17 protein-coding genes are annotated in these 23,351 nt (G+C 49.7%); 9 read left to right on the top strand and 8 right to left on the bottom strand.

Annotation, left to right across the window (positions count from 1 at the left end; genetic code table 11):
• The first annotated feature begins 102 nt into the window (after positions 1-102).
• The 3 genes from Q8O77_RS20075 to Q8O77_RS09985 all read left to right on the top strand — a co-directional run bounded on the left by Q8O77_RS20075 (position 103) and on the right by Q8O77_RS09985 (position 3,922).
• Positions 103-768 (top strand): ATP-binding protein, encoded by a 666-nt coding sequence (locus Q8O77_RS20075; RefSeq protein ID WP_371133473.1) that lies wholly within the window; start codon positions 103-105, stop codon positions 766-768.
• Complete coding sequence (locus Q8O77_RS09980) at positions 765-2,756, top strand: hypothetical protein (protein ID WP_305552721.1); 1,992 nt, start codon at positions 765-767, stop codon at positions 2,754-2,756. Before Q8O77_RS20075 ends, Q8O77_RS09980 begins: the two co-directional genes overlap by 4 nt.
• 89 nt (positions 2,757-2,845) lie before the next feature.
• The gene (locus Q8O77_RS09985) at positions 2,846-3,922 is read left to right on the top strand and encodes a DUF4157 domain-containing protein (RefSeq protein ID WP_305552722.1); all 1,077 of its coding nucleotides are present in this window, start codon (positions 2,846-2,848) and stop codon (positions 3,920-3,922) included.
• A gap of 64 nt (positions 3,923-3,986) precedes the next feature.
• Here Q8O77_RS09985 and Q8O77_RS09990 read toward each other — a convergent pair whose 3' ends face one another.
• Entirely contained in the window at positions 3,987-4,730 is a 744-nt protein-coding gene (locus tag Q8O77_RS09990; protein ID WP_305552723.1) for a hypothetical protein, read from the bottom strand.
• Positions 4,731-5,068: 338 nt separating this feature from the next.
• Here Q8O77_RS09990 and Q8O77_RS09995 point away from each other — a divergent pair, with 338 nt between their 5' ends.
• Complete coding sequence (locus Q8O77_RS09995; RefSeq protein WP_305552724.1) at positions 5,069-5,992, top strand: DUF2167 domain-containing protein; 924 nt, start codon at positions 5,069-5,071, stop codon at positions 5,990-5,992.
• Positions 5,993-6,091: 99 nt separating this feature from the next.
• Here Q8O77_RS09995 and Q8O77_RS10000 read toward each other — a convergent pair whose 3' ends face one another.
• From Q8O77_RS10000 to Q8O77_RS10020, 5 genes are all read right to left on the bottom strand, one after another.
• The gene (locus Q8O77_RS10000; protein ID WP_305552725.1) at positions 6,092-6,529 is read right to left on the bottom strand and encodes a hypothetical protein; all 438 of its coding nucleotides are present in this window, start codon (positions 6,527-6,529) and stop codon (positions 6,092-6,094) included.
• A 269-nt stretch (positions 6,530-6,798) separates the two neighbouring features.
• The gene (locus tag Q8O77_RS10005) at positions 6,799-7,269 is read right to left on the bottom strand and encodes a hypothetical protein (protein ID WP_305552726.1); all 471 of its coding nucleotides are present in this window, start codon (positions 7,267-7,269) and stop codon (positions 6,799-6,801) included.
• Positions 7,270-7,759: 490 nt separating this feature from the next.
• Positions 7,760-9,001, bottom strand: coding sequence for a hypothetical protein (locus Q8O77_RS10010; RefSeq protein WP_305552727.1), 1,242 nt, complete (start codon positions 8,999-9,001; stop codon positions 7,760-7,762).
• A gap of 95 nt (positions 9,002-9,096) precedes the next feature.
• The gene (locus Q8O77_RS10015; RefSeq protein ID WP_305552728.1) at positions 9,097-9,726 is read right to left on the bottom strand and encodes a hypothetical protein; all 630 of its coding nucleotides are present in this window, start codon (positions 9,724-9,726) and stop codon (positions 9,097-9,099) included.
• A gap of 288 nt (positions 9,727-10,014) precedes the next feature.
• A complete protein-coding gene (locus tag Q8O77_RS10020; RefSeq protein ID WP_305552729.1) occupies positions 10,015-11,067 on the bottom strand; it encodes a hypothetical protein in 1,053 nt (350 codons plus the stop codon).
• 282 nt (positions 11,068-11,349) lie between these two features.
• Here Q8O77_RS10020 and metA point away from each other — a divergent pair, with 282 nt between their 5' ends.
• The 4 genes from metA to Q8O77_RS10035 all read left to right on the top strand — a co-directional run bounded on the left by metA (position 11,350) and on the right by Q8O77_RS10035 (position 16,883).
• A complete protein-coding gene (gene metA / locus Q8O77_RS10025) occupies positions 11,350-12,276 on the top strand; it encodes a homoserine O-succinyltransferase (protein WP_305552730.1) in 927 nt (308 codons plus the stop codon).
• Positions 12,277-12,303: 27 nt separating this feature from the next.
• Entirely contained in the window at positions 12,304-13,368 is a 1,065-nt protein-coding gene (locus Q8O77_RS20080) for a homocysteine S-methyltransferase family protein (RefSeq protein ID WP_371133462.1), read from the top strand.
• A complete protein-coding gene (gene metH / locus Q8O77_RS10030; protein WP_371133463.1) occupies positions 13,368-15,989 on the top strand; it encodes a methionine synthase in 2,622 nt (873 codons plus the stop codon). The genes Q8O77_RS20080 and metH overlap by 1 nt, the downstream gene beginning before the upstream one ends.
• A gap of 141 nt (positions 15,990-16,130) precedes the next feature.
• The gene (locus Q8O77_RS10035) at positions 16,131-16,883 is read left to right on the top strand and encodes an ABC transporter substrate-binding protein (RefSeq protein WP_305552731.1); all 753 of its coding nucleotides are present in this window, start codon (positions 16,131-16,133) and stop codon (positions 16,881-16,883) included.
• Positions 16,884-16,907: 24 nt separating this feature from the next.
• Here the strand turns inward: Q8O77_RS10035 and Q8O77_RS10040 are convergent, their stop codons facing one another.
• A complete protein-coding gene (locus tag Q8O77_RS10040) occupies positions 16,908-20,486 on the bottom strand; it encodes a hybrid sensor histidine kinase/response regulator (protein WP_305552732.1) in 3,579 nt (1,192 codons plus the stop codon).
• Positions 20,487-20,561: 75 nt separating this feature from the next.
• Complete coding sequence (locus Q8O77_RS10045) at positions 20,562-21,050, bottom strand: TIGR00645 family protein (RefSeq protein WP_305552733.1); 489 nt, start codon at positions 21,048-21,050, stop codon at positions 20,562-20,564.
• A 210-nt stretch (positions 21,051-21,260) separates the two neighbouring features.
• Between Q8O77_RS10045 and Q8O77_RS10050 the strand changes: the two genes are divergently transcribed.
• Positions 21,261-23,297, top strand: a complete 2,037-nt coding sequence (locus Q8O77_RS10050; RefSeq protein WP_305552734.1) for a S46 family peptidase — start codon at positions 21,261-21,263, stop codon at positions 23,295-23,297.
• Positions 23,298-23,351: the final 54 nt, after the last annotated feature.

Raw genomic sequence — 23,351 nt, forward strand, 5'->3', positions numbered from 1 at the left:
CTGCTGACGACGGCGCTGAGCTGGCAGGAGCTGGTACTGCCATCAGAGGTACTGGCTGATGTAGAGCATATTATCGGTTGGTTACAGCATCAGCACACTGTAATGCAGGACTGGCAGTTAGGGCGCAGCATTAAACCCGGTTATCGTGCGCTGTTTTATGGCCCGCCCGGCACCGGCAAAACCCTTACGGCCAGCTTAATCGGCCGGCAAACCGGCGCCGATGTGTATCGTATCGATTTATCGGCGGTGGTGTCGAAGTACATTGGCGAGACGGAAAAAAATCTCGCCACGGTGTTTGATCAAGCACAAGCACGGCAGTGGATTTTATTCTTCGATGAAGCCGATGCGCTGTTTGGCAAACGCAGCCAAACCAGCAACAGCAACGACAGGTATGCCAATCAGCAAGTGTCTTACCTGTTGCAGCGGATTGAAGATTTTCCGGGTGTGGTACTGCTGGCCAGTAACCTCAAAGCCAATATTGACGAAGCCTTTGCGCGGCGTTTTCAGGCGATGGTGTATTTTCCGCTGCCCGAGGTGTCTGAACGGTTAAGGTTATGGCGGCACTTGCTGGGTAGCAAGGTGCAACTGGCAGCAGATGTTGATTTAAGCTATCTGGCGCACGAGTTTGAATTATCCGGCGGCGCTATGACCAATGTGGTGCGCTACGCCGCAGTTGCCGCCTTGCTGCGCGGTGATAAAGCCATAGCGCAGGCTGATTTGCTGCAGGGCATTAATCGCGAACGGCGCAAAGAAGGGATGATGGTATGAGGCGACAAGCGCTGATATTAACGCTGTGGCTTAGCTGTTTACCGGCCTTTGCCGGCGCTGCATTGCCAGCGACACAAGCACCCGGCTGGCAAGCACGCGAGCTGCGTGAACCGGGTTATTACCAACTGACTGCCGCCGATATCGCCGGTTTGGGCGAGCGCCAGGCGCAGTTGGCCAAACTGCTGGCATTGCAGGATATTGTTTATCCGCAGCAGTACCTGCTGGACAATGAAGTGCGCCAGCTATTGCGCCCGCTGGTGCATGACTATGAGCATTATGTCAGCCGGCTTGTCAGCCCGGCTGTTGGCGCTACTGCTGACCCCGCGGTTGGCGAACCGGCGCCGCCGCAAGGCAGCGACAGTACAACAGGCTTTGTAGTAACTGCTGCGGCGCTTACGCAGTTGCAGCAGCAACCGGCTTTTGCACTGCTAACCGAGCCGCAGCTTAAGCAGCTGCAGACACTGCAGGATGCGGTATTTCGCCAACAGACATTACTTGATACTGCACTGGATTTAGCCGGTTTTAACACTGAAGCGCCGGCGTCAGCAATGCCTTCAGCACAGCGCCGGCTGGTATATCGGTACAGTTTTAAACAAGGCAACGCCATTATGATGCCGCCGCTTAACTGGCAAGCCGCAGCCGGTTGCGGCTGTGCCCCTACCATACCGTCACAGGCGGCTTTTGTTAATTTTAGCTATGCGTTGCAGCCTTACTGGCTGAATACGCCGCAGCAACTCAATTTTGGCAGTGTGCATCGTATCGGCCTGTATGCATTCAGCATTGATGGCGCGTTAAAACTGCAGCCGCCGCCAAACTGGCGTAACCAGCGGCCCTACAATGATTTTGTTAATCAGGCGCAGGCGCACAATACTTACCTGGATATTGTCGTACGTAGCGATAACGATGCCTTGTGGCAAAACGCTGCTGCCAGCCTGGCATTGATTGACCAGATGCAGGACTTGATCACCGAGCCGCTGCGTGGCTTTTGGCTGAATAATCTGCAGCCATTAGTTACTTTTGGCCTGAGTGAGCGGCGCACTGTGGCTGATGGCATTACGTTAGATTTAGATTTGCGCAACCTGCCAGCGGAGCAGCACGGCAGTGTGATCAGCTTTATCAAAACCTTAAAGCAGCAGCTGAATAACCGGCAGCCGACCAGCAATACCGACAGCTACTTTGTTAATCTGACCGTGCCGGTATCTGCGCTGCTGCGGCAAAGCCTGGCGGCTGACGGTAAAGCGCCGGCAGCCGGGGCCGAACTGGGCTTTTATACGTTGGATAATTTGTTGGCAATAGCGCCCTATGTCAATTTAATGCTGATCCGCTTTGATGACAAAGCCCAGTTAAGTGGCAGCGCTAATACTCTGGATCTGCCACCCTTCAGCAGCCGGCTATCCGGCTTTCGTCAGGGCATGAAACAGCTGAAAACCGCCATTGATACGATGGAAAAAACGGCCGACGCCAACCGCTTACTGGAAAAAATGCTGCCGGTGTTTCATATGGCGCATTTCGCCGATGCTGACAGTTTTGCCAATGAGCTGACTTACGCGAACTGGAACTTCAGCGGTGCCGGGCTGTGGAGCTTACCGCTGAATGAAGCACAGTACGGCAAACTGAACGCGGCATTTAACCCGCAGCCCAATACTGATAATCAGTTTTATCGCGGCTATTTAACCGCCTCGGCTGCGCTGTGCGATGTCATTTGCCCGCATCGCTGGCAAGCGCGCTTGTTGTTGTTCAGTGTGGTAGGGCTGTTGGCGCTGTACGCTGCAATATCGTTAGTGATGTTTGAATTAAGAGTGCTGTATCAGCAGCGCCTTTTTATTAACTTTCTGTTGTTACAACCATTTTTATTACTGCTGATACTGTGGTGTGACCCGTTCTGGCATCCGTATCAGGAACTGGTGCTGGTGCTGGCGCTGATCATTACGCTGGCGCTGCAGTGGTATTTCCGCCAGCAGCAACGCCGGCGCGAACATTATCCGTAGCCTGTAGCAATAAGGTCTACACTTTAGTTTCAACGCTCAGCACCACTAAACTTCTGTCGCGGTTTTGACAGCAAAAGAGGACCGTTAAGATGAAATTTGCTCAGGGTCGTACCAGAGAGTCACAACGCCATACGCAGCAGGTACAGGCTGGCGTGGCAAGTAGCGCACTGCAACAAAGCCTGTTACAACAGCAGCAGGCGCAGCAGCTTAGCGCTATTAAGCACAGCCCGCAGCAGTTGCTGCAGCGCAAACTGCTGCAAGGCGCAGTAAGCCAGCAAATGAGCGTGGAAGAAGAGCCGCTGCAGGGCAAGTTTGCAGTAGTGCAACAAGCAGCGCTGGAGGAGGAGGAACCACTGCAAGGCAAGTTTGCTGTAGTGCAACAGGCGGCGTTAGAGGAGGAAGAGCCGCTGCAAGGTAAGTTTGCAGTAGTGCAACAAGCAGCGTTGGACGAAGAAGAGCCCATGCAGGGAAAGTTTGAGCCTGCCGCCGTTACTCAGCGCCAGGCAGAAGCCAGCAGCAACAACACCGGCATGCCGGATCAGCTGAAAAGCGGCATCGAGAGTTTATCCGGCTATGCGATGGATGATGTCAAAGTGCATTACAACTCCGCCAAACCGGCCCAAATGCAGGCGCATGCTTATGCACAGGGCTCCGATATCCATATAGCCCCGGGCCAGGAACAACATCTACCACATGAAGCCTGGCACGTAGTGCAGCAAAAGCAGGGCAGGGTAAAAGCCACTACCCAGCTAAAAGGCGAAGCGATTAATGACGATCCGGGTTTAGAACATGAAGCCGATGTGATGGGGGCTAAGGCGTTGAGTTCTGCTGCAAAATCAGCAACGATGCCACAACTTAAGGCTATCCTGATACAACGCGCGCCTATAGCGCAAATGGCATGGATCCCAATTATTAATAATGCAGCCAGACGGCATTATAACGATGGTTGGGGTGACTTATACAACATTACCAGCGATGGTGATTTGGAAGACGAAGTGGAGCAAAATGGTCCGGAAGAAGATGGTCAACAGAGCATTGATCTGGGGAGTTATGCGCATGCCGATGAGCATTTGGTAAGACCTTGTTATGTTTTATTTAGAAATTGGCAAGGTGATCAAGGTGATGATATGAGCACTATTTATCATTGTGGTCCGGGTAATGGCTAAGTGCTAAGTGCCAGGCTTACGTTTCGCAACATCGCTGACAGCGTACTTTTCGAATGGTAGCGCTTTAATTGTATTGGTTTGCATGAGCATTTACGGCATTGTTATAAAGGTCTATCGCATTCTTCATTTGCCCCCTTCTGGTATTTAAATTTCCGGGAGTCTGTCCATGCGCATTTGTTTCTTCTGCGATACTGATTGCGTTTTCTGCGGTTGTATAGGTATAAGTTTGCGATGCATGTCCGCCTGTGCTTACAGGACCCGTTCGCACCCCATACATTGTGGCCATGTTGGCCAGCTTCGGAGCAAATCCTCCCCAGCCTAAAGAATCTGCGTCGTCCCGATTTATTATTCTGGTAAGAATTCCTGCACGGATCTGAGCGCGCACACCTGCCAGTGAGCCTGCAACAGTAACACCCGAGTTGATGTCCCAAACCTGTTCCTCGACGTTTGAAATTAAAGTTTGAGCAACGTTAAGGCCATTCGCAATTTGGACTAGTTGATTCCATGTTTTCGCATCTGCGGCACTGAATGGCGCGCTTTCATAATGAAATAACTCGCGCTGTATAACTCCGGAAAATATTTGATGGGTATAATTAGTTTGCGGGCTACTATTCGCTATTCGCTGTAGTTTTCTCTGTGTGTTGGCTTCAGGCCGGTTACTTACAAGCTGGTATGCCGGTTTATTTTTATGTTGTTGGTGATATGTTGCATTTGCTACAACCGAATTTTTGCTGTCCGATAATTTATTCGTATAACTATTCATTGTTGCAGCTCCAATTTTATTAGGCTGTTCCTGTCGTTGCGTCATTGCTGTCTGCTTAGGCTGAACAGGCCTTAACAGGGATAATACTCAAAAATTTTTCTTAGCGTTTTAGTCACTAAAAGTAGTTGGCTATAAATGAGAAAGCAATGCGCAATGAAGATTAAGCATTACATATTAAAACAGGCTGGCGGCTATGCTTGGAAAAGATATTTAGTGTCTTTTAACTTCGCTTGTAGATGCGGTAGTACATACTCTGTCAAATAAACCTTTATATAAAGTATTTGAATTTTGTAACGAAAACAGCGACATTGTAGCTGATAACACTCGTTTGCTAATTCTTATGTTTAATTGCAATGGAATAACCCTGGTCAGAAGGAACCATGATGAAATTTAGCCTCGCTTTAACTGCTTGTTTTATGTTGTTAGCCCCGTTGAGCTATGCCAGCGCAGATGAAACTGTTGTGCCACAGGATGAGGCGGCGCAGCAGCAAGCCGAATATGAGCAATGGGCCGGGCAAATTCTGGCATCATTGCAGAAACAGCAGGGCAAAATTGCGCTGCCCGGAACCGGTGCCACCCTGACCATTCCTGATGAATTTTATTTTTTGTCCGCCAAAGATGCTGAAACAGTGTTGGTTGATGTGTGGGGCAATCCGCCTGGACAAAATGTGCTGGGAATGATTTTCCCGGCTAATGTGACACCGTTTGAAGCGGAGTCGTGGGCGGTTACGGTGGAATATGAACAAGACGGCTATGTATCTGATGAGGATGCGGCAGAGATTGATTATCAGGAAATGCTGCAGCAAATGAAACAGGATACGGCGGACGCAAGTAAAGAGCGGGTGAAACAAGGTTATGAACCTATCTCGCTGGTTGGTTGGGCCGCCACACCGTTTTATGATCAGGCGGCGCATAAGCTGCACTGGGCTAAAGAGATCCGGTTTGGCGACAATGAAGTTAATACCCTGAATTACAATATTCGCGTGCTGGGGCGCAAAGGCGTATTGGTACTGAACTTTATCGCCGGTATGGAACAATTGCCGGAAATTAACCAGAATCTGGATACAGTGCTGGCGCTGGCAGCGTTTGATGCCGGGGCAACTTATACGGATTTCAATCCGGAGCTGGACCAGGTTGCGGCTTATGGTATAGGTGCTTTAGTGGCCGGTAAGGTGCTGGCAAAAACCGGTTTTCTGGCGCTGGCGTTGGTGTTTTTAAAGAAGTTTGGTGTCTTTATTTTGCTTGGTCTTGGGGTATTGCTGCGTAAATTGTTTGCTAAGAAGCCATCGCCAACCACACCAGATTGAGGCTTAGCTGTGACTTTGTAAATGATAAAGCCCGGCTGCTGCGCCGGGCTTTTAATTACAAGCATTTATCGCTCAGTGTTTTTTGCCGCTTCGCACTGACTATTTCCAATATTCAATAATTTGCGTCACTTTATCATGACGAAATTCAAATACCGCCAGATGGTGTTTCACTACGCCTTTATGCACTTCCTGTCGTTCTACGGCGATAGCGTTATAGCCCGGCATTTGCGCAACAATGCGATAGCGTGGTTCGGTTTTATCGTATTTGCCCATGTCTAACAATCGTACCGTATTGGCATACAGCTTTTCTTTACTGTAGTTGCCGCCATAGACATCGTGGCGGTAAACAAAGTCATCAGTATAGTGCGCAAACAGTTTATCAACATCAGCGCGGCTGGAGCCTTGCAGCATCACCTGATTTTGTAACGTGGTAATCTCTGTCACTTTTGCCTTTAATTCATCAGCAGATAACACCGGTAGCTCCGAGGCATTGGCGCTGGCCAGCAGCAGGCATAAAGCGCTAACTAATGCTTTCATAAAATCCTCCTTGTTGTTTAAACCAGTAGAACGTATTGCTGCGACTGGCATTGTCGGGCTGGTATCAGCGGCCGGGTATTTGGGATAAAGGTGCTTTGTGGCGTCGTTAAAATAACGCCCAATAACAGAAAAAGAGGTAGGAGCTAATAATCACTATCTATTACACAGGTCACTGAAATATAATAGATTAGCTAAAGTTAACTTAAATTGTCTCCGACTCCTTTTTCCGACCCCTTTTTCACTTTGCCGGGATAGGGGCCGGCTTATTGTCAGATGCCGCAAGCTGTGCCGAAGGTTTTATATAGTCTTTCTTTGCCGCCCGCTTGCAGGCTCAGGTCAACATGCCGATCATCCGACTCGCTGTACTCTGTGAAATTGAACTGGCTTATTATCGTCAGCGTGGCGCTGATATTGTCTGCTGCATAGCGGGTGCCGGAATTATCAATATCGCTTTGCTGCAATGTATGCAAACTGCCGGCAATCTTGATATAGAGCACTTGATCTATTTCCACGGCGATGGGAGAGGTTTTAGTCATGGCTTGATAATGTTCATCCGCCGGCAGTAAAACACAGCGATAGTTTTCATTACCGCCGCTACTGCGGTATTCCGCCACTGCTTCACGGTAGCTGATGGGTTCAAGCTCAATGGCAGTGCAACCCGCCCAATAACCACAGCACAAGATAGATATCAGTACCTGGCTGACAACAGGGTTACCGGCAGGCGCTGGTTTACCGCTCATAACGCTGCGTACCGGATGTGTGCAAAAAAACGCATAACGAACACTCTGTAAATAAAGTGCTGCTATTGTTACAGAGCGGACCGCTTTGCTCAATAACTGATTTTAAGGCAACAAGCTGATGCGGCTTAACCGCTAAAACAGCACCTCTCGTTCAACAAATCATCCACCAGCGTAGAGGCGCCAGCGGCAACATCAATAATGGCAGCAGTTTTTGCCACACCGCTGTCGCGGATGAGCTTTAGTGACTGCTTTGCATGCGGCTGAAACCAGCTGATTTCAGTTGCGTCTTTTGTGTTATAGACTTTTTCTCAATGATCTTTAGCGTGCATGGCGCTTGCTCCCTGATATGTGTTTGTTGCAGGCTATCTCCTGGCAATCATGATGACAGATGAAGCAGGCTGTCTTGCTGATGGACAAACAGACTGGCCGCTAACGCGGCCAGAAGAGCGGTTTTACCTATTGACTCCGGGAAGGCTCATATGTGTTAGTTTTATTCCGGCTTAACATACAAGAAATAGAACACAAATAAGCACTTAATCAAATGATTCAGTTTGTGCATCTCTCTATAAGCCAACAATATTTTCCGGCTAAAATCTAGAAAATACATTTCTTCGGATTTCTCCTGCTTGATACCTTCTTTCCTAGGAAAGTAGGTTAGCTTTTGACTTACATCATCGTATTCCGCTTTGAAATGAGCAATTGAATTTCGCAACTGGTTGTCAGCCACTTCTTTCGATATTGAATGCCAGGGATTATCCAAAAGATCAAGTTTTTGACCGAATGCCACATCGGCATATTGATTCAATGATTTAGGCACCTTCATATTCCCTATGGGTGCAAAAGAATTATGATCACCTCTTTTCTCCAAGTTATTAACAGCTGCGATCAAAACAAGCTGTCGAGATAATACCTCGGATATGTCTTTATATAGGTCTTTTATTTCTTCAAAATCATGCGAAGACACTCGATAAGCCATTCTTGAATTTTCATATGTATTGTCAAAGTCAAGAAAAAGAGCGGGCCTTAATATAAGCTCAAAGTCTAATATCTTAGGGTATAACTGCAAGCAATCATCTTGTAGGTTTTTCAAGAAACCAGAATCGACTAGCTCCACAAGTAGTTTTTCGAATTCTGTTCTTTTATTTTCAGCGAACCATATGATCTTTTGCGTATAGCCTTCAACAGTTTCAAGATTCTTTGTTGGCTCATTGAATGGAGAAAAACATCTTTCAAGAAGGTGGTATAACGCGTAGTTTTGATCAATTTTCTTTTTGCAGTTGATGTCAGCTTCTAAGAAAGACAAAATCCTTTTACGATATAGCTTGTCCTTATCATTTCGATATAGCTTAATTATCTTTTTTATTTCTGGTGCTCTTTCAGAAATCTCATTCATCGTATTCACGCGAAAAGCATGAATTTGCATATTTTCATGACCACACCTTCGCGATGCCATCATGAAGGGGGTCATACCCATTACATACTTACCAAAAGAAACAGGAAAGTCCAAGTGCAAGTCAACAAATGCAGTTTCGGAGTCGAAAGGTCCTTTTGCTTCTATTTGGCTTGCCCCCTTAATGGTTATTCCTTGGCCTATGTTTACGTTAATATCTATTGGCGATAGGCACTCTTCGCAGACAAATCGCAAGGGCTGAACCCTTCGGTTAGACATCCCGACCCTACAATTTGTGACCGTATTACAATCATTACAAACTAGTGACATATTGATATTCATCGACGTGTATCCTTACTACCGAAAACTAATGCCCGCATTTTCGGCTGGTTTGGAGCGCAGCGGACGACCAGTCCGACAAAATGCGCTGGTTAGCTTTACCTACGACCAGAGCCCGGCATCCTACTTGACCTAGAAGGGGAAGGAGTTGGTGGATCTGGAGTTACCTCAGGTGTCAGGTCTAATCCTAATTCCTGCCCTAACTCTGCAAGGCTAATACACTTTACGATCTGGTTTTTACTATTAATTCCTGCAACTAAACCATATGATTCAAAACCTAAGCCTCCACCTGACCCATCACTAGCTTTTTTGAATGAAGTAAAGTCTTTCACATATGCAAAAAACTCTTCTCCTCCCAACCCAGAAGCTAGCATTGCCTCGACACTATTTGTAGGTTTTCTAGAAAAGTAAGTGGTAGCTGACACTCCAAAATTTGGTTTCTCACTATTTTCATCTTCAAAAATTGCGCCATATACTAAAAAATGGTGTGAGTCATTATCTTGAAAGCGTTCCTTGGCTTTTGCAAAGTCACTGAACTTACCCTCTTCACTTTTTAGGCTATCGACATTATTTTTAAACTCAATCAGTACCCACTTGTTGTCTTTGGCAAAAATTGAGTCTCCAGCCTTTTCTTCATTGCCGTCCAATGGAGCTATAACCATCGAATCCCCAATACAGTTACGAATAAAAAAGTATTCAACCGTTTTTTCCCACCACTTCAAACTCATCTGTATTCCTTTTTCAAATTGGCAAACGCAAAACTTGATGTAAAGCTAACGCTAATTCGGCGGGTCGACCTGTAGTTAAACACGGGTCAACCCGTCTTTGTAAATTTAATGTATAGAACACTACACCGCTTATTCATTATTTACAACAACTTATAGGTACAGCTAATAGCTGTGCTGGCGACAAATACGGGTTAACCCGTCTAATAAAGCACAGGTAGCTATTAGCAGCGTATTGGTTATAAACACAGCGATTAAATTTGCGGTTATATGGGTACAAAGCTGCAGCCATTAAAACAACGCCCAGTAGCTGATAACCACCATCGCCAGCAGCAGGCTGGGCCAGTAGATTAGCTTTGGCAGCATAAAATCGTGCATCACCAATTTGCGCTGCACATTCACCGGGGCGTTAAAGATAAAGCTGCACAGCACCACTAAAATCATCGCGATATACAGCAGCAGATAAAAATACTCGATATAAACAATACTCTGCGCCGGAAACTTAGTGCGGGTATTAACGTGCGATAAAATCACCACAAAAAACAACGCCGAAATAGTGCCGATAACCGACATGATGGAAAAACCATTAAACGCCAGGGTGCTGCGCTTACGGCTTATCGTCATTAACACGGCAAACAAAAGAGCGGCGACGGTTAGCATTGGAATAAGGTTCACCACAAAGGCATTAACAAACTTGCGCTTGAGTACCACGTTAAAATGCAGTTCCGGGTTGAGTTCGGTGGTGGCGGTTTGGTAACCAAAGTTGGTGTGGTAGGTGGCAGTTTTAAAATCGAAAAAGGTTTCGTCTATTAGCCAGTCGCCCAGCACGATATCACTATCCAAGCCAAAATAGCTTTTTATACCGGTATCGGGATAGGCGGCAAGATCCGGAATTAATGTGCTGTAACCATCAAAGTCATTAGACAAAATGCGCAGCCACACCGTTTGATGATCCAGTGGGTATTTACTGTAATCAAACGGCTGGCGCACTGTGGTTTCAAAAATCCAACCGTGCAGGGTTTCATTGCCCTGCACATGCTCGTATTTTTTCCGCAGTTCGTTGGCGCCCTCTACCGCTTCAGGAAAGTAAAAGCCGGCTTTGGCCTGCAGCGGGCAATCTGGTGCTATCGGTACTTTTTGCCAGATATAACCGCTGATATGCACATCATTAGCCGAATGAAAATTCAGTGATTGCAGATATACGCCGGTAGCCACCTGAGCACATTCCGGCACGCTGTCTTTACCGGCCAGCGCTAATTTGGCTTTCAGATTGTCCCGCGCCATGCTGATGGTTAACAGCTGGTGTTCGGTCGGCGTGAAGGCTTTATCAGCCAGATACCACATAGTGGCCACCGCTATAATGCCCAGTATGGAACTGACAGCACTTAACAACAGGTAAAAACGGAAATTCCGTATCAGGCGGGAGCTGGTTTTCTCTGGCATATCAATATGGTGTCGTTGTTTAAGTGCCTGCTAAGCCTAGCCGTTGCGGATAAAATTGCCAGCAAGCTTGTATGATTAAGCTGACAACAGCGATTTATTATTTAGCCATCTAAACGTATGGATGTTGACTTTGCGGTGCATTTTACGCAAAGTAGCGACTATGTCAGTTAACCGGGTGTGGCTATGCCTATTAAAGTGATCGATCAGTTGCCGGCGGTAGAAGCGCTGTCGGCAGAAAATGTGTTTGTAATGACCGAAAGCCGGGCGCAGTCGCAGGATATCCGGCCGCTGAAAATTGCTATCTTAAACCTGATGCCAAATAAAATTGCCACTGAAATTCAGCTGCTGCGCTTGCTGGCCAACAGCCCGCTGCAGGTGGATGTTGATTTGCTGCGCATTGACGATCATGTCAGTAAAAACACACCGCCAAGCCATTTAAACTGCTTTTACCGTTATTTCTCTGAAGTACAACAGCAAAAGTACGATGGTTTAATTATTACCGGCGCGCCGCTGGGGTTAGTGGACTATGAAGACGTGACTTACTGGGCGCAGTTTAGCGATATTCTGCGCTGGGCCGATAACAATGTTACCTCTACCTTATTTTTATGCTGGGCAGCCCATGCGGCCTTGTATCAGTATTATGGTTTACAGCGCGAAATCCGCGGTGAAAAACTCTCCGGTGTGTACTGGCAGCAGGTAAGCCAGCCACTGTGCCCGTTGGTGCGCGGTTTTGACGATGAGTTTCTCGTGCCGCACTCGCGCTATGCCCAAGTGCCGAAGCAAAAATACCAGCAGCACGATGACTTACATATCCTGGCCGAAGCCGATGTGACCGGCGCTTATTTGCTGCAAAACAGCAGTGGCAGCCGGGTGTTTGTTACCGGCCACCCGGAGTATGATTTAACCACGTTGGATGAAGAATATCAGCGCGATGTCGCTGCCGGCGTGGCGGCCAAATTGCCGGAAAATTATTACCGCCGGAATGACCCCTTGCAGGGGCCGCAAAAGCTGTGGCAAAGTCACGCCTTTTTACTGTTTAGCAACTGGCTGAACTATTATGTCTACCAGGCCACGCCGTTTGAGCTAAGCCAGATTGGTCGTAACACCTGAGTCACTGATTATTAAAACGAGCATTTTATGACTGCAAGACTGACGCCTGATCATTTTCGCGAACTGCTTTCCAAGCGTATTTTTATTCTCGATGGCGCCATGGGCACCATGATCCAGCAGCACCGCCTGGAAGAGGCCGATTACCGCGGTAGCGAGTTTGCCAACTGGCCCTGCGATGTTAAAGGCAATAACGATTTACTGGTGCTAAGCCAGCCGGATCTGATTGCCGATATTCACCGCCAGTACCTGCTGGCCGGCGCCGATATTGTCGAAACCAACAGCTTTAATGCCACGACTATTGCGATGGCCGATTATCAGATGGAAGGCTTATCGGCGCGGATTAACCGTGAGGCCGCCGCACTGGCGCGTAAAGTTTGCGATGAAGTCACTGCGCTTGAACCGCATAAACCGCGCTTTGTAGCCGGAGTGCTGGGGCCAACTAACCGCACGGCGTCGATATCACCGGATGTGAATGACCCGGGCTTTCGCAATGTTAGCTTTGATGAGTTGGTAGAAGCTTATATCGAGTCGACCCATGCGCTAATCGAAGGCGGCGCCGACATTATTATGCTGGAAACTATCTTTGATACCTTAAATGCTAAAGCAGCGGCTTTTGCCGTGATGAAAGTATTTGATGAAGTGGGCTTTAAATTACCGGTGATGATCTCCGGCACCATTACCGATGCCTCGGGCCGTACTTTGTCCGGCCAGACCACTGAAGCCTTTTACCATAGCCTGGCCCATGTTGAGCCGGTATGTTTTGGCCTTAATTGCGCTTTGGGGCCGGATTTATTGCGGCCTTATGTCGAGACGCTGTCCGGTGTGTCAGAAGCTTATGTGTCGGTGCACCCCAATGCCGGTTTACCGAATGAATTTGGCGAATATGATTTAGGCGCCACTGAAATGGCCGCTGAAATTAGTGATTGGGCCAAACAGGGCTTTCTCAATATTGTTGGTGGCTGCTGCGGCACTACGCCGGAGCATATTAAAGCCATCGCCGATGCGGTTAAAGATGCACCGGCCCGCCAACCGAAAGCAGCCAGCCATAGTTTTCATTTAGCCGGCCTTGAAGCCTTTTCTCTGGAGTGGTAATGCGACAACAGGCCCGATTTATCAACGTTGGCGAGCGGACTAACGTTACCGGCTCAGCCAGATTTAAAAAGCTGATTTTAAACGGCGACTATGAGGCGGCGCTTGATGTAGCGCGCCAGCAGGTAGAGAGCGGCGCGCAAATTATTGATATCAATATGGATGAGGCCATGCTCGACAGCAAGGCCGCCATGGTGCGTTACCTGCAGCTGCTGGCCTCAGAGCCGGATATATCGCGGGTGCCGATTATGGTCGACTCGTCGAAATGGGAAGTCATCGAAGCGGCGTTAAAATGCATTCAGGGCAAGGCTGTTGTTAACTCCATTTCACTAAAAGAAGGCGAGGTGCCATTTTTACACCAGGCACGTTTATTACGCCGCTATGGTGCTGCAGTAGTGGTAATGGCGTTTGACGAGCAAGGTCAGGCCGATACCAAAGCACGCAAGGTCGAAATTTGCCAGCGCGCTTATAAAATCCTCACTGAGCAAATTGGCTTTCCGCCAGAAGACATTATTTTTGACCCGAATATCTTTGCTGTCGCCACCGGCATTGAAGAGCATAACAACTACGCGGTCGATTTTATTGAAGCCACCCGCGAAATAAAACGCTTGTGCCCGTATGCGAAAATCTCCGGTGGTGTCTCCAATGTGTCGTTCTCGTTTCGCGGCAACGATGCCGTGCGTGAAGCTATCCACTCAGTATTTTTATACCACGCCATTGGCGCCGGTATGGATATGGGTATTGTTAACGCCGGTCAGCTTACCGTGTATGACGATATCCCTGAGCTGCTAAAAGAGCGGGTAGAGGACGTGATCCTCAACCGCCGCGATGATGCCACCGAGCGCCTGCTGGAAATTGCAGCGCAGTTTAAAGGCGATGGCAGCGTAGCGGAGAAAATAGATGATGCCTGGCGCAGCTTGCCGGTGAATAAACGGCTGGAGCATGCCTTAGTTAAAGGCATTACCGATTTTATCGAGATCGACACTGAAGAAGCACGCCAACAAGCGGAGAAACCGCTGCATGTGATTGAAGGGCCCTTGATGGACGGCATGAACGTGGTAGGCGACTTGTTCGGTGAGGGCAAGATGTTTCTGCCGCAGGTGGTGAAATCGGCCCGGGTAATGAAAAAGGCTGTGGCCTATTTGCAGCCCTACATTGAGCTGGAAAAAGAAGGCGGCCGGGCTCAGGGCAAGGTGCTGCTGGCCACGGTAAAAGGTGACGTGCATGATATCGGCAAAAACATCGTCGGCGTGGTGCTGCAGTGCAATAACTTTGAAGTAATAGATTTGGGCGTCATGGTGCCGTGCGCTGAGCTGCTACGCGTAGCCAAAGAGCGCGATGTCGATGTGATAGGTTTATCCGGCTTGATTACGCCATCGTTGGATGAAATGGTGCATGTCGCCAAAGAGATGACGCGTTTGGGCTTTACTCAGCCGCTGTTAATTGGTGGTGCTACCACCTCTAAAGCTCATACTGCGGTAAAAATAGAGCCGAATTATGCCAACGGCGTGGTGTATGTGCCCAATGCGTCGCGCAGTGTGTCGGTGGTGCAGTCGTTAATTACGCCGGATAGCAAAGCTGATTATTTAGCGCGGATTAAACAGGAATATGTGGTGGCGCGTGAGCAACATGCCCGTTCGCGCCCCGGCGAAAAGCTGCTTAGTTTAGCTGAGGCTAAAGCGAATAAATTCCAGCTTGATTTAAGCAAAGTGGCGCCGGCACCCAGGCAGCCCGGGGTGCAGTTATGGCCGGATGTTGATTTAAATATTTTACGCGACTATATCGACTGGACACCGTTCTTTTTAACCTGGCAGTTATCCGGCAAATACCCGGCGATTTTAAACCATGCCGAAGTGGGCATAGAAGCGCGTAAGCTGTTTAAAGATGCCAATGCGATGCTCGATAGCATGATTAACGGCGGCCATGTTAAAGGCAAAGCGGTGTTTGGTTTATTCCCTGCCAACAGTGATGGCGAAGATATCGTGGTGTATACCGACGAGACGCGCAGCGTGGAAAAAGCCCGTTTATACAACCTGCGTCAGCAACTGCAACTGCGTAACAATGCACCCAATTGCAGCCTGGCTGATTTTATTGCGCCGGTTGATAGCGGCATCAAAGATTATATCGGTGGTTTTGCCGTTAGCACCGGTTTTGGCGCTGATGAGTTCGCCGCTAAGTTTGCTGCTGAACACGATGATTACAACAGTATTATGGTTAAAGCCTTAGCTGATCGCTTAGCCGAAGCCTTAGCCGAATACCTGCACTTAAAAGTGCGGCGTGAGTATTGGGGCTATGCCGCCGATGAAACGCTTGATAACGAGCAGCTGATACGTGAGTTGTATCAGGGCATCCGCCCGGCGCCGGGGTATCCTGCCTGCCCCGAGCACACCGAAAAAGGCACACTATGGCAACTGCTGGATGTCGAAGCGCAAACCGGCATCGTGCTAACCGAAAGCTACGCCATGTGGCCGGGCGCGGCGGTAAGTGGCTGGTATTTCGGTCACCCGGACAGCAAATATTTTGCCGTCAGCAAAATTGACGTTGATCAGCTTAACGAATACGCGACGAAAAAAGGCTGGAGCCCTGAGCAGGCGCAAAGCTGGTTAGCACCTAACCTGCGTTAGTGGCAGCTTGGTCGCGGCCTGTGTTAAGTGTTTGTTATCACTCAGGCTATTGCTGTTCCTGCATTAGCAAATAGCTTGCATTAGTCCGCTGCTGTCGGGTAAAACCGTCTACACTAAATAAAAGTGTGGCGGGAGTATCTGATGGCCAGATGGCTTGTATTTTGTATCAGCTTATTATGCTGCGCCCAAGCGTTGTCAGCACCGCTTAATGTATTGGTGGGGCAAAATAAGCCGCCCTATATCCGGCTGGAAGCGGTAAGCGGTTACGAAATAGAATTACTGCGTGAAGTAATACGCCGCATGGGACACGAAGCAGTATTTATTTTTGTGCCTAACGCCCGCATCCGGCCGTTGCTGGAAAGTGGTAATGGCGATATTGCCAGCTTGCAGCCTGATTTAGCCGATGAAACCGGCCTGTTTTTCTCGCAACCTTATATACGTTACCAAAACGTGGTGGTTACCCGCAGCAGCGATGAACTCACGGTGCAGCATCCGGCCGACCTGGCAGCTAAAACGGTGATCGCCTTTCAGGGGGCCGCTAAGGTGTTAGGCGCGGATTACACTGATGCAATCAGATTAAACAGCCAATATAGCGAAACGGTGGATCAGCGGGCCCAGGTCGATATGTTATTCAGTGAGCGGGTGCAGGCAATAGTGCTGGATCGCAATATTTTTACCTTCCATCAGCAAAACAACACGGCACCGGCTGCGGTGACCATGCATGAATTATTTGGCTCCACCTTATACCGTGCGGCATTTCGCGACCCGGTGTTGCAACGCGCCTTTGACCGTGCCCTGCTCAGCGTGGTGCTGGATAACTGGTATCAGCAGTTGCAGCTAAAATACTTTATGCAGTTAAATCAGCAGTTACCGAATAAGTTCTATTGTGAATAACTGCGGCCTGAAGGCCGGGTGCGGTTAACTCTGTAACCACTGGCTGATACAACGGGCCAGCACCGCACTGTCTATCGGCTTGCTGACTAAATCATTCATTCCGGCGGCAATACAGCGCTGGCGTACCTCGTCAGAGTGATGCGCTGTCATGGCGATAACCGGGATCCGTTCACAACCGGGTAATTGGCGTAAACGGCTTGTGGTGTCGTAGCCATTTAGCCCCGGCATTTCAATATCCATCAGAATAAGCGCTACCGGCTGCTGTGCCAGCAATTGCAGCGCCTGGTTGCCATCTGCTGCGCTAAGCACTTCATAGCCCAGCTTTTGCAAAATAATTTGCGCCAGCGCCTGATTAAAATAGTTATCTTCAACCAGTAATACGCTGCTTTGTTCTGCTGTGCCGCTTTCAGGTTGTACTTGAGCGGCTGCCGGCTGTTGCACTGGCGCTGCAGCGATATCCGCGGCTTCACAGTGCGCAAAACGGGCGCTGAAACTAAAGGTGCTGCCGATGCCACGCTGGCTGCTAACCTGCATTTCGCCGCCCATTAAGGTCACCAGCCGGCGGCAGATGGTAAGGCCAAGCCCGGTGCCGCCAAACTTGCGGCTGATGGAGCTGTCGGCCTGGTTAAAGGCGGTAAACAGCTGCTGTTGTTGTTGCTCAGTGATACCAATGCCGGTATCGCTGATAGCAAAGCTTAACTGATGCACCCCCGCAGCCGGTGCCGGCAGGGCAGTAACGCGCAGGGTTATTTCGCCGCTGTCGGTAAATTTCACCGCGTTGCTCAGCAGGTTAATTAATACCTGGCTCAGGCGCAGCTCATCGCCCAGCAGATATTGCGGCAACCCGGCGTCTTGTTGCAGCCTGAACTGCAGTTGCTTTTCGGCCAGCTGTGCACTAAACATATCGACCACACGGTCGATGCTGGTAGTCAGCGCGAAGGGCGCTTGTTCCAGCGTAAGTTTGCCGGCTTCAATTTTGGAAAAATCCAGCACGTCATTAATAATGCTCAATAAAATACGACCTGACGCGCGGATCTTGTCCAAATAACTTTGCTGTGTAGCAAAGTCATCATTGTGTTGCGCCAGTTCGGCAAAGCCCAGCACGGCATTGAGCGGAGTGCGCAGCTCATGGCTCATATTGGCCAGAAACTCACTTTTAGCGACAGTGGCAGCTTCAGCGGCTTGTTTGGCCTGTTGTAACTGGGCCATGGTGTGCTGTAAGTGCGCGGTGCGCTGTTCAATCATAATGGTAAGTTGTTGTTTTTCTTTTAACAGATGCCTGGTTCGCCATTTCAACAATAAATACAGCAGCAACAGGGTCAGCAGAATATAACTGAGCCAGGCGGCAGTACCGGCATACCACGGATGGGCAATATGGATATTCAGTGCGGCAGATAGCTGTGAGTCGCCCTGATGATCGCGGCTGCGCACCATAAACTGATAGTCACCGCCGGGCAGGTTGGTGTAATCACGATACAGCTCGTTACTCCAGCCAGACCAGGTTTTATCATGTCCCTGCAGCTTTACCTGAAATTGTGGCAAAAATAAGTGGCTGAAATTGGGGCTGGCATAATCAAACCGCAGAGCTGTGCTGCCGGCATCAAGTTGCAGCCGTTGCGGCACAGTGCCACCGTTATAAAATATCTCGCCATCTAAGGTTCGCAGTTGCCGCACCAGCGGCAGCTTCGGTGGTAAATTGCTGTGCTCGTCAATGGCAAAGCGGAAGATCCCTTCGGCGCCGCCAAACCAAACCACATTTTGTTTATCGATTAACAGCGTATCCAGCGGAATGTCCTGCAGTGGCTGCAGCGCCGATGCCTGCCAGCGGTAATGGCCGTTAGCATCGGCAAACAACACCCCGGCCTGACGGCTGCCGCTGTCGTTATCCCAGGTTAGCAACCACAGATTATTGTGCTGATCTGTCTGCGGGTAACGCACCCAGGGCTGGGTGCCGCTGAAGGCTTGTGCCAGTTGCGGATCCAGCGTGAATTGCTGCACGGCAGCATCAAAACGGAAAAAGCCGTTTACGCTGGCCAACAGCAGTTGTTGTTTGTACCAGTGTACTGAATTACGGTTGTTGCTGGGTAAGCCGTCGGCCTTGCTAAAGTGTTTTACTGCCAGTGGCACTGAATTGCCCCCTTGCCACTGCGCCGGCAGGCTAAGGCGGTATACACCATGGGCCAGGCTGCCAAGCCAAAGCTCGCCGTCGGCGGTTTCCAAAATACTGTTCAGATTACCGCTGACTCCCGGCACGCGGCCTTCGTCCAGCCATTGGCCTTGCTCATAGCGCATACTGGCCAGGCCGTCCTGCAAGCCGATAAAAATGCGCTGCGGGTTTTGCACTGACTGATACAGCACTTTACTGGCCAACTCAGAGGGGCGCACCAGGCTTATTTGCTGCCCTTGCATAGCATAAACGCCGCTGCTGTTGGCGATCAGCAGTTGTTGCTCAAAGCTGATAAAATCCCAGGTTTGTTTTTGCACCGCGGTTATGGCTTCAAAACGGTTTTGTAAGTTTTTACGAAATAACCCCAGGCTGGTACCGGCGTACAGGCTGTCCTGATGCTGGTACAGTGCCAGCACATTGCCATGCAGGCCATTGGCGTTATTGTAGTAAGAGATAGCGGCTGATAAGTCTATCCGGCTTAAACCATGATCCAGCGCCAGCCACAGGCCCTGTTGATGATCCTGATACAGGGCACGGATATTTTGATCGACCAGGCCGTACTGTTTGGTAATATGGCTTTTTAGTTTGCCCTCAGCACTGAGAATATACAAACCGTCCTGAGTAGTACCCAGGGCAAAGTCACCATTATTTAAGCGCAGCGCACTGTACAGCAGAGCCCGTGGCAAGGCGTCATCAATATCGGTATGCCAGCGCTCGCTGCCTTTGCTGTTAAGCAAAAACAATTCGCCCTCGCGGCTACCGGCGAGCAAGGTAGTCGCATCAAACACTTCCAACATAAATACGCTGGTGTCGGCGAAACGCTCAGACCCCGGCAGCAGGGTAAAATCGCCTTGTTTCAGCTCCAGTAAGCCGGTGCCTTCTTCACGTACTATAAGACGGCCCTGCAACCAAAATGCCTTCAGAAAAGCACTGTTGGTAGTCCAGACTTTGACTTGCTCTGCGGTGATCAGAAATACATAGTCGCGGCTGATAAAGTAAGCGCCATCGGCAGTGGCAAAGGTTTGACGTACGTCCTGAAAGTTGCGGTACTCCGGTGCAATGCGCTGCAGCAAAGAAACATAGCGGCTGCCGGCCGGATTTTGCGTGTCAATATAGCCCAGCTCACCTTTTGAGCCGACATAAATGCGGCCGTCATCGGCCAACGCCATGGAGCGAACCACGGCTTTATTGCTGGTTGGGATCATGCGCCAGCGGGCGCCGTCGTATTCTAAAATGCCAACATTATTACCGACATACAGCAGGCCGCGCTGATCCTGAAGTACCGCCCAGTTCTGCGTGCCGCCGTTGTAATCTTTCGGTTTAAAATTGCTCAGCAGCGGCGTGCCATACTGGCCTTGAGCAAAAACCGCAGGGCAGCACAACAGCAGCAGTATAACCAGACTGATAATGCCTGCATGTGTCCGGCTTGTTACCATGCTCACCCCCTGTTCGCATAGTTTTGCATAGTGGTGCTGCGATAAAGCCGGCAAATACCCGGGCCGGCAGTAGTGTTATTTGCGCAGCACTTTATCCAGGTAGCCCATAGCGAAGGCCGACAACACAAAGGTGATATGTATCAGCAGGTACCACATAATTTTGTCATTGGCGATGCTTTCAGTATTCATAAACACCTTTAACAGGTGAATAGACGAGATAGCCACAATAGAGGCTGCCACTTTGTTTTTTAATGAACCGGAGTCGAGTTTACCTAACCAGCTTAATTTATCGTCGTTGCCTTCCAGATCCAGCCTGGAAACGAAATTTTCGTAGCCGGAAAACATCACCATCACAATCAAACCACCGACTAAGGCGATATCGATCAGTGACAGTACCACCAATATCAGCTCGACTTCTTTCATGCTGAGGATAATGGGCATGATATGGAACACTTCCTGAAAGAACTTAATACCCAGCGCCAGTAACGCCAGGCTAAGACCCAGGTAAATAGGCGCCATGATCCAGCGCGAAGAGTACATCAGTTTTTCCAGAAAATTTTCCATTGCTACACCTGTATTATCCAATCGCTGTATTATGCGGTCATCGGCCAAGACGTCAAGCGTCCGGCTGGTTTTTATCTGTTATCCGGGTTGGCTAACCAGTGAGGAGTGAACCGGTAATTACCGCATATTTTTGCGTTTTACCGCAAGCATACTGGTGAGGGCAGGCTAATGTGATAGCGTCTGCGCGATATGATACTACAGTGTTTCTATATGAGAAAAATACATCGCTGTCTGGCTGTGATGCTAACGCTTTGCAGTGGTGCAGTGCAGGCTGATGAAGGCCTGTGGCAACCACAGCAGTTGCCGCAAATACTGACGGCGGATGCCGTGTCGTCGTTACTGCCTGGCCAGGTGGCCGCGTTACAGCAATCGGTTAATGCTATGGCGCAAGTCGGCGACTGCAGTGCGGCCTTTGTGTCTGCTAACGGTTTGCTGCTAACCAGCTATCATTGTCTGGCGCAAAAGTTGGATTCATTGCAGTCTGCTATGCCGGCCAGCGGTTTTACCGCGTTAACCCCGGAAACTGAATTACCGCTTACCGGGCTGCGCATTGCCATGATGCGGCAACAACAAGATGTGACCGTACTGCTCAACCGTCAGTTAAGCCAGCCACTCAGCCCGCAACAGCGCAGTGAAAAACTGCAGCAGCTTAGCCGGCAGCTGGTCAGCGAATGTCAGCGCCAAAGCGGTTATCGCTGCGAGCTGAAAAGCTTTCATGATGGTATGACTTTTTATCTGTTGCAGTATCAGGACCTGGACAGTGTACGTTTAGTGCATGTGCCGCAAAGGGTTGCTGATGGCCGCAGTTGGGCATGGCCGCGTTACAGTGCCAACTACGTGCTGTTGCGCGCTTATCAGCGTAATGACGAGGAAGTTATACCTTATCGTTCGGCTTTTTTAACGGTGTCGGCACGTGGCGTAGCAGAAAATGACGCTGTAATAGTGGCCGGTTTTCCGCAAAACGGCCAGCGCTATCAGAATGCGGAGCAAGTGCGTTTCCAATTTGAACAGCTGTTACCGGCAGCAGTCGGTTATCTGCAACAAACCATAGAGCTGATTGAGCAGTTGGCGCCGCCAGGCAGCAACAATGCTCAGCGCTATGCCGCTATGCTGCAACAACTTAAACAAAGCGAACAACAGCAACAGGTCATGCTGCAGCAGTACCGCGACAGCAATTTGCTGGCACAAAAACAGCAAACAGAGCGCCAGCTTATTGATTGGATTAACGGCAGCCCGGTGCGCCAGCAGCTGTATGCGCCGGCACTAAGCCGTTTTGCCTTGCTGCAACAGCAAAATCACAACATGCAACTGCGTGACCAGGTGCTGGATTATCTGCAATATGCCCGGTTGCCGGCGTTAGCCAAGCAGCTATACAGCCATGCGCTGGCGCGTGAAGCCACAGAGGATGAAGAGATGCTGCAGCAGCAAGCGCAGCAAATACGCCGGCAGATACAGTTATTGGATACACAATTTGACGCCAGGCTGGATATGGAGCTGGCGCTACATTTTTTGCGGCAATATTCACTGTTACCGGCCGGGCAGCGTTTGCCGGCGCTGGATCATTATTTTGCTCTGGCTGATGGCTTTAACCGCGAAATAGTACGGCATAAATTAGCGGCGATCTATCGCGGCACCAGGCTAACAGATGCCGATACGCGCTTGCACTGGTTAACGCAGCGCCCGCAGCAGTTTGTGCAAAGCCAGGACAGCTTAATTAACTTTGCCGTGGCAATGCACGATACCGCTACGCAATTGGCCGCACAGCGCCGGCAACTTAATGCAGAGCTGGATGCGGCCAAAGCCGGCATGATGGAAGTGTTGCTGGCGTTTGACGAAGCGCGCGGTAAAGCCAGTTACGCCGAAGCTAACGGCTCGTTGCGCTTTAGCCTCGGCCATGTGCGCGGCTATCAGCCGATGGATGCGGTTTGGCATCAGCCATTTAGCAGCCTGCGTGGCTTAAATACGCCGGATAAACCAGTTGTAGCACCGGAGCAAGCCGGGTTAGCGGTGAATTTTCTCAGCACCGCCGACAGCTGTGCCGGCTACACGGCGGCACCTACTTTGAATGCGCGGGCAGAGTTGGTTGGTGTGATGTTTGCCGGCGTAAAAGAAAATGTGCTGGCAGACTGGCACTACGATGCAGCGCAGAGCCGTTCTGTGCATGTCGACAGCCGTTTTATTGTCTGGCAATTGCAGCAATCGGACGCCGGCAAAACCCTGCTGGGGGAAATGCAGCTGCGTTATTGAATAAAACTGCCGGTAGCCGGCAGTTTTACTTTCCTCTCTCTTAATTTCAGTCGA

This window comes from Rheinheimera sp., assembly GCF_030690345.1.
GTDB lineage: Bacteria > Pseudomonadota > Gammaproteobacteria > Enterobacterales > Alteromonadaceae > Alishewanella.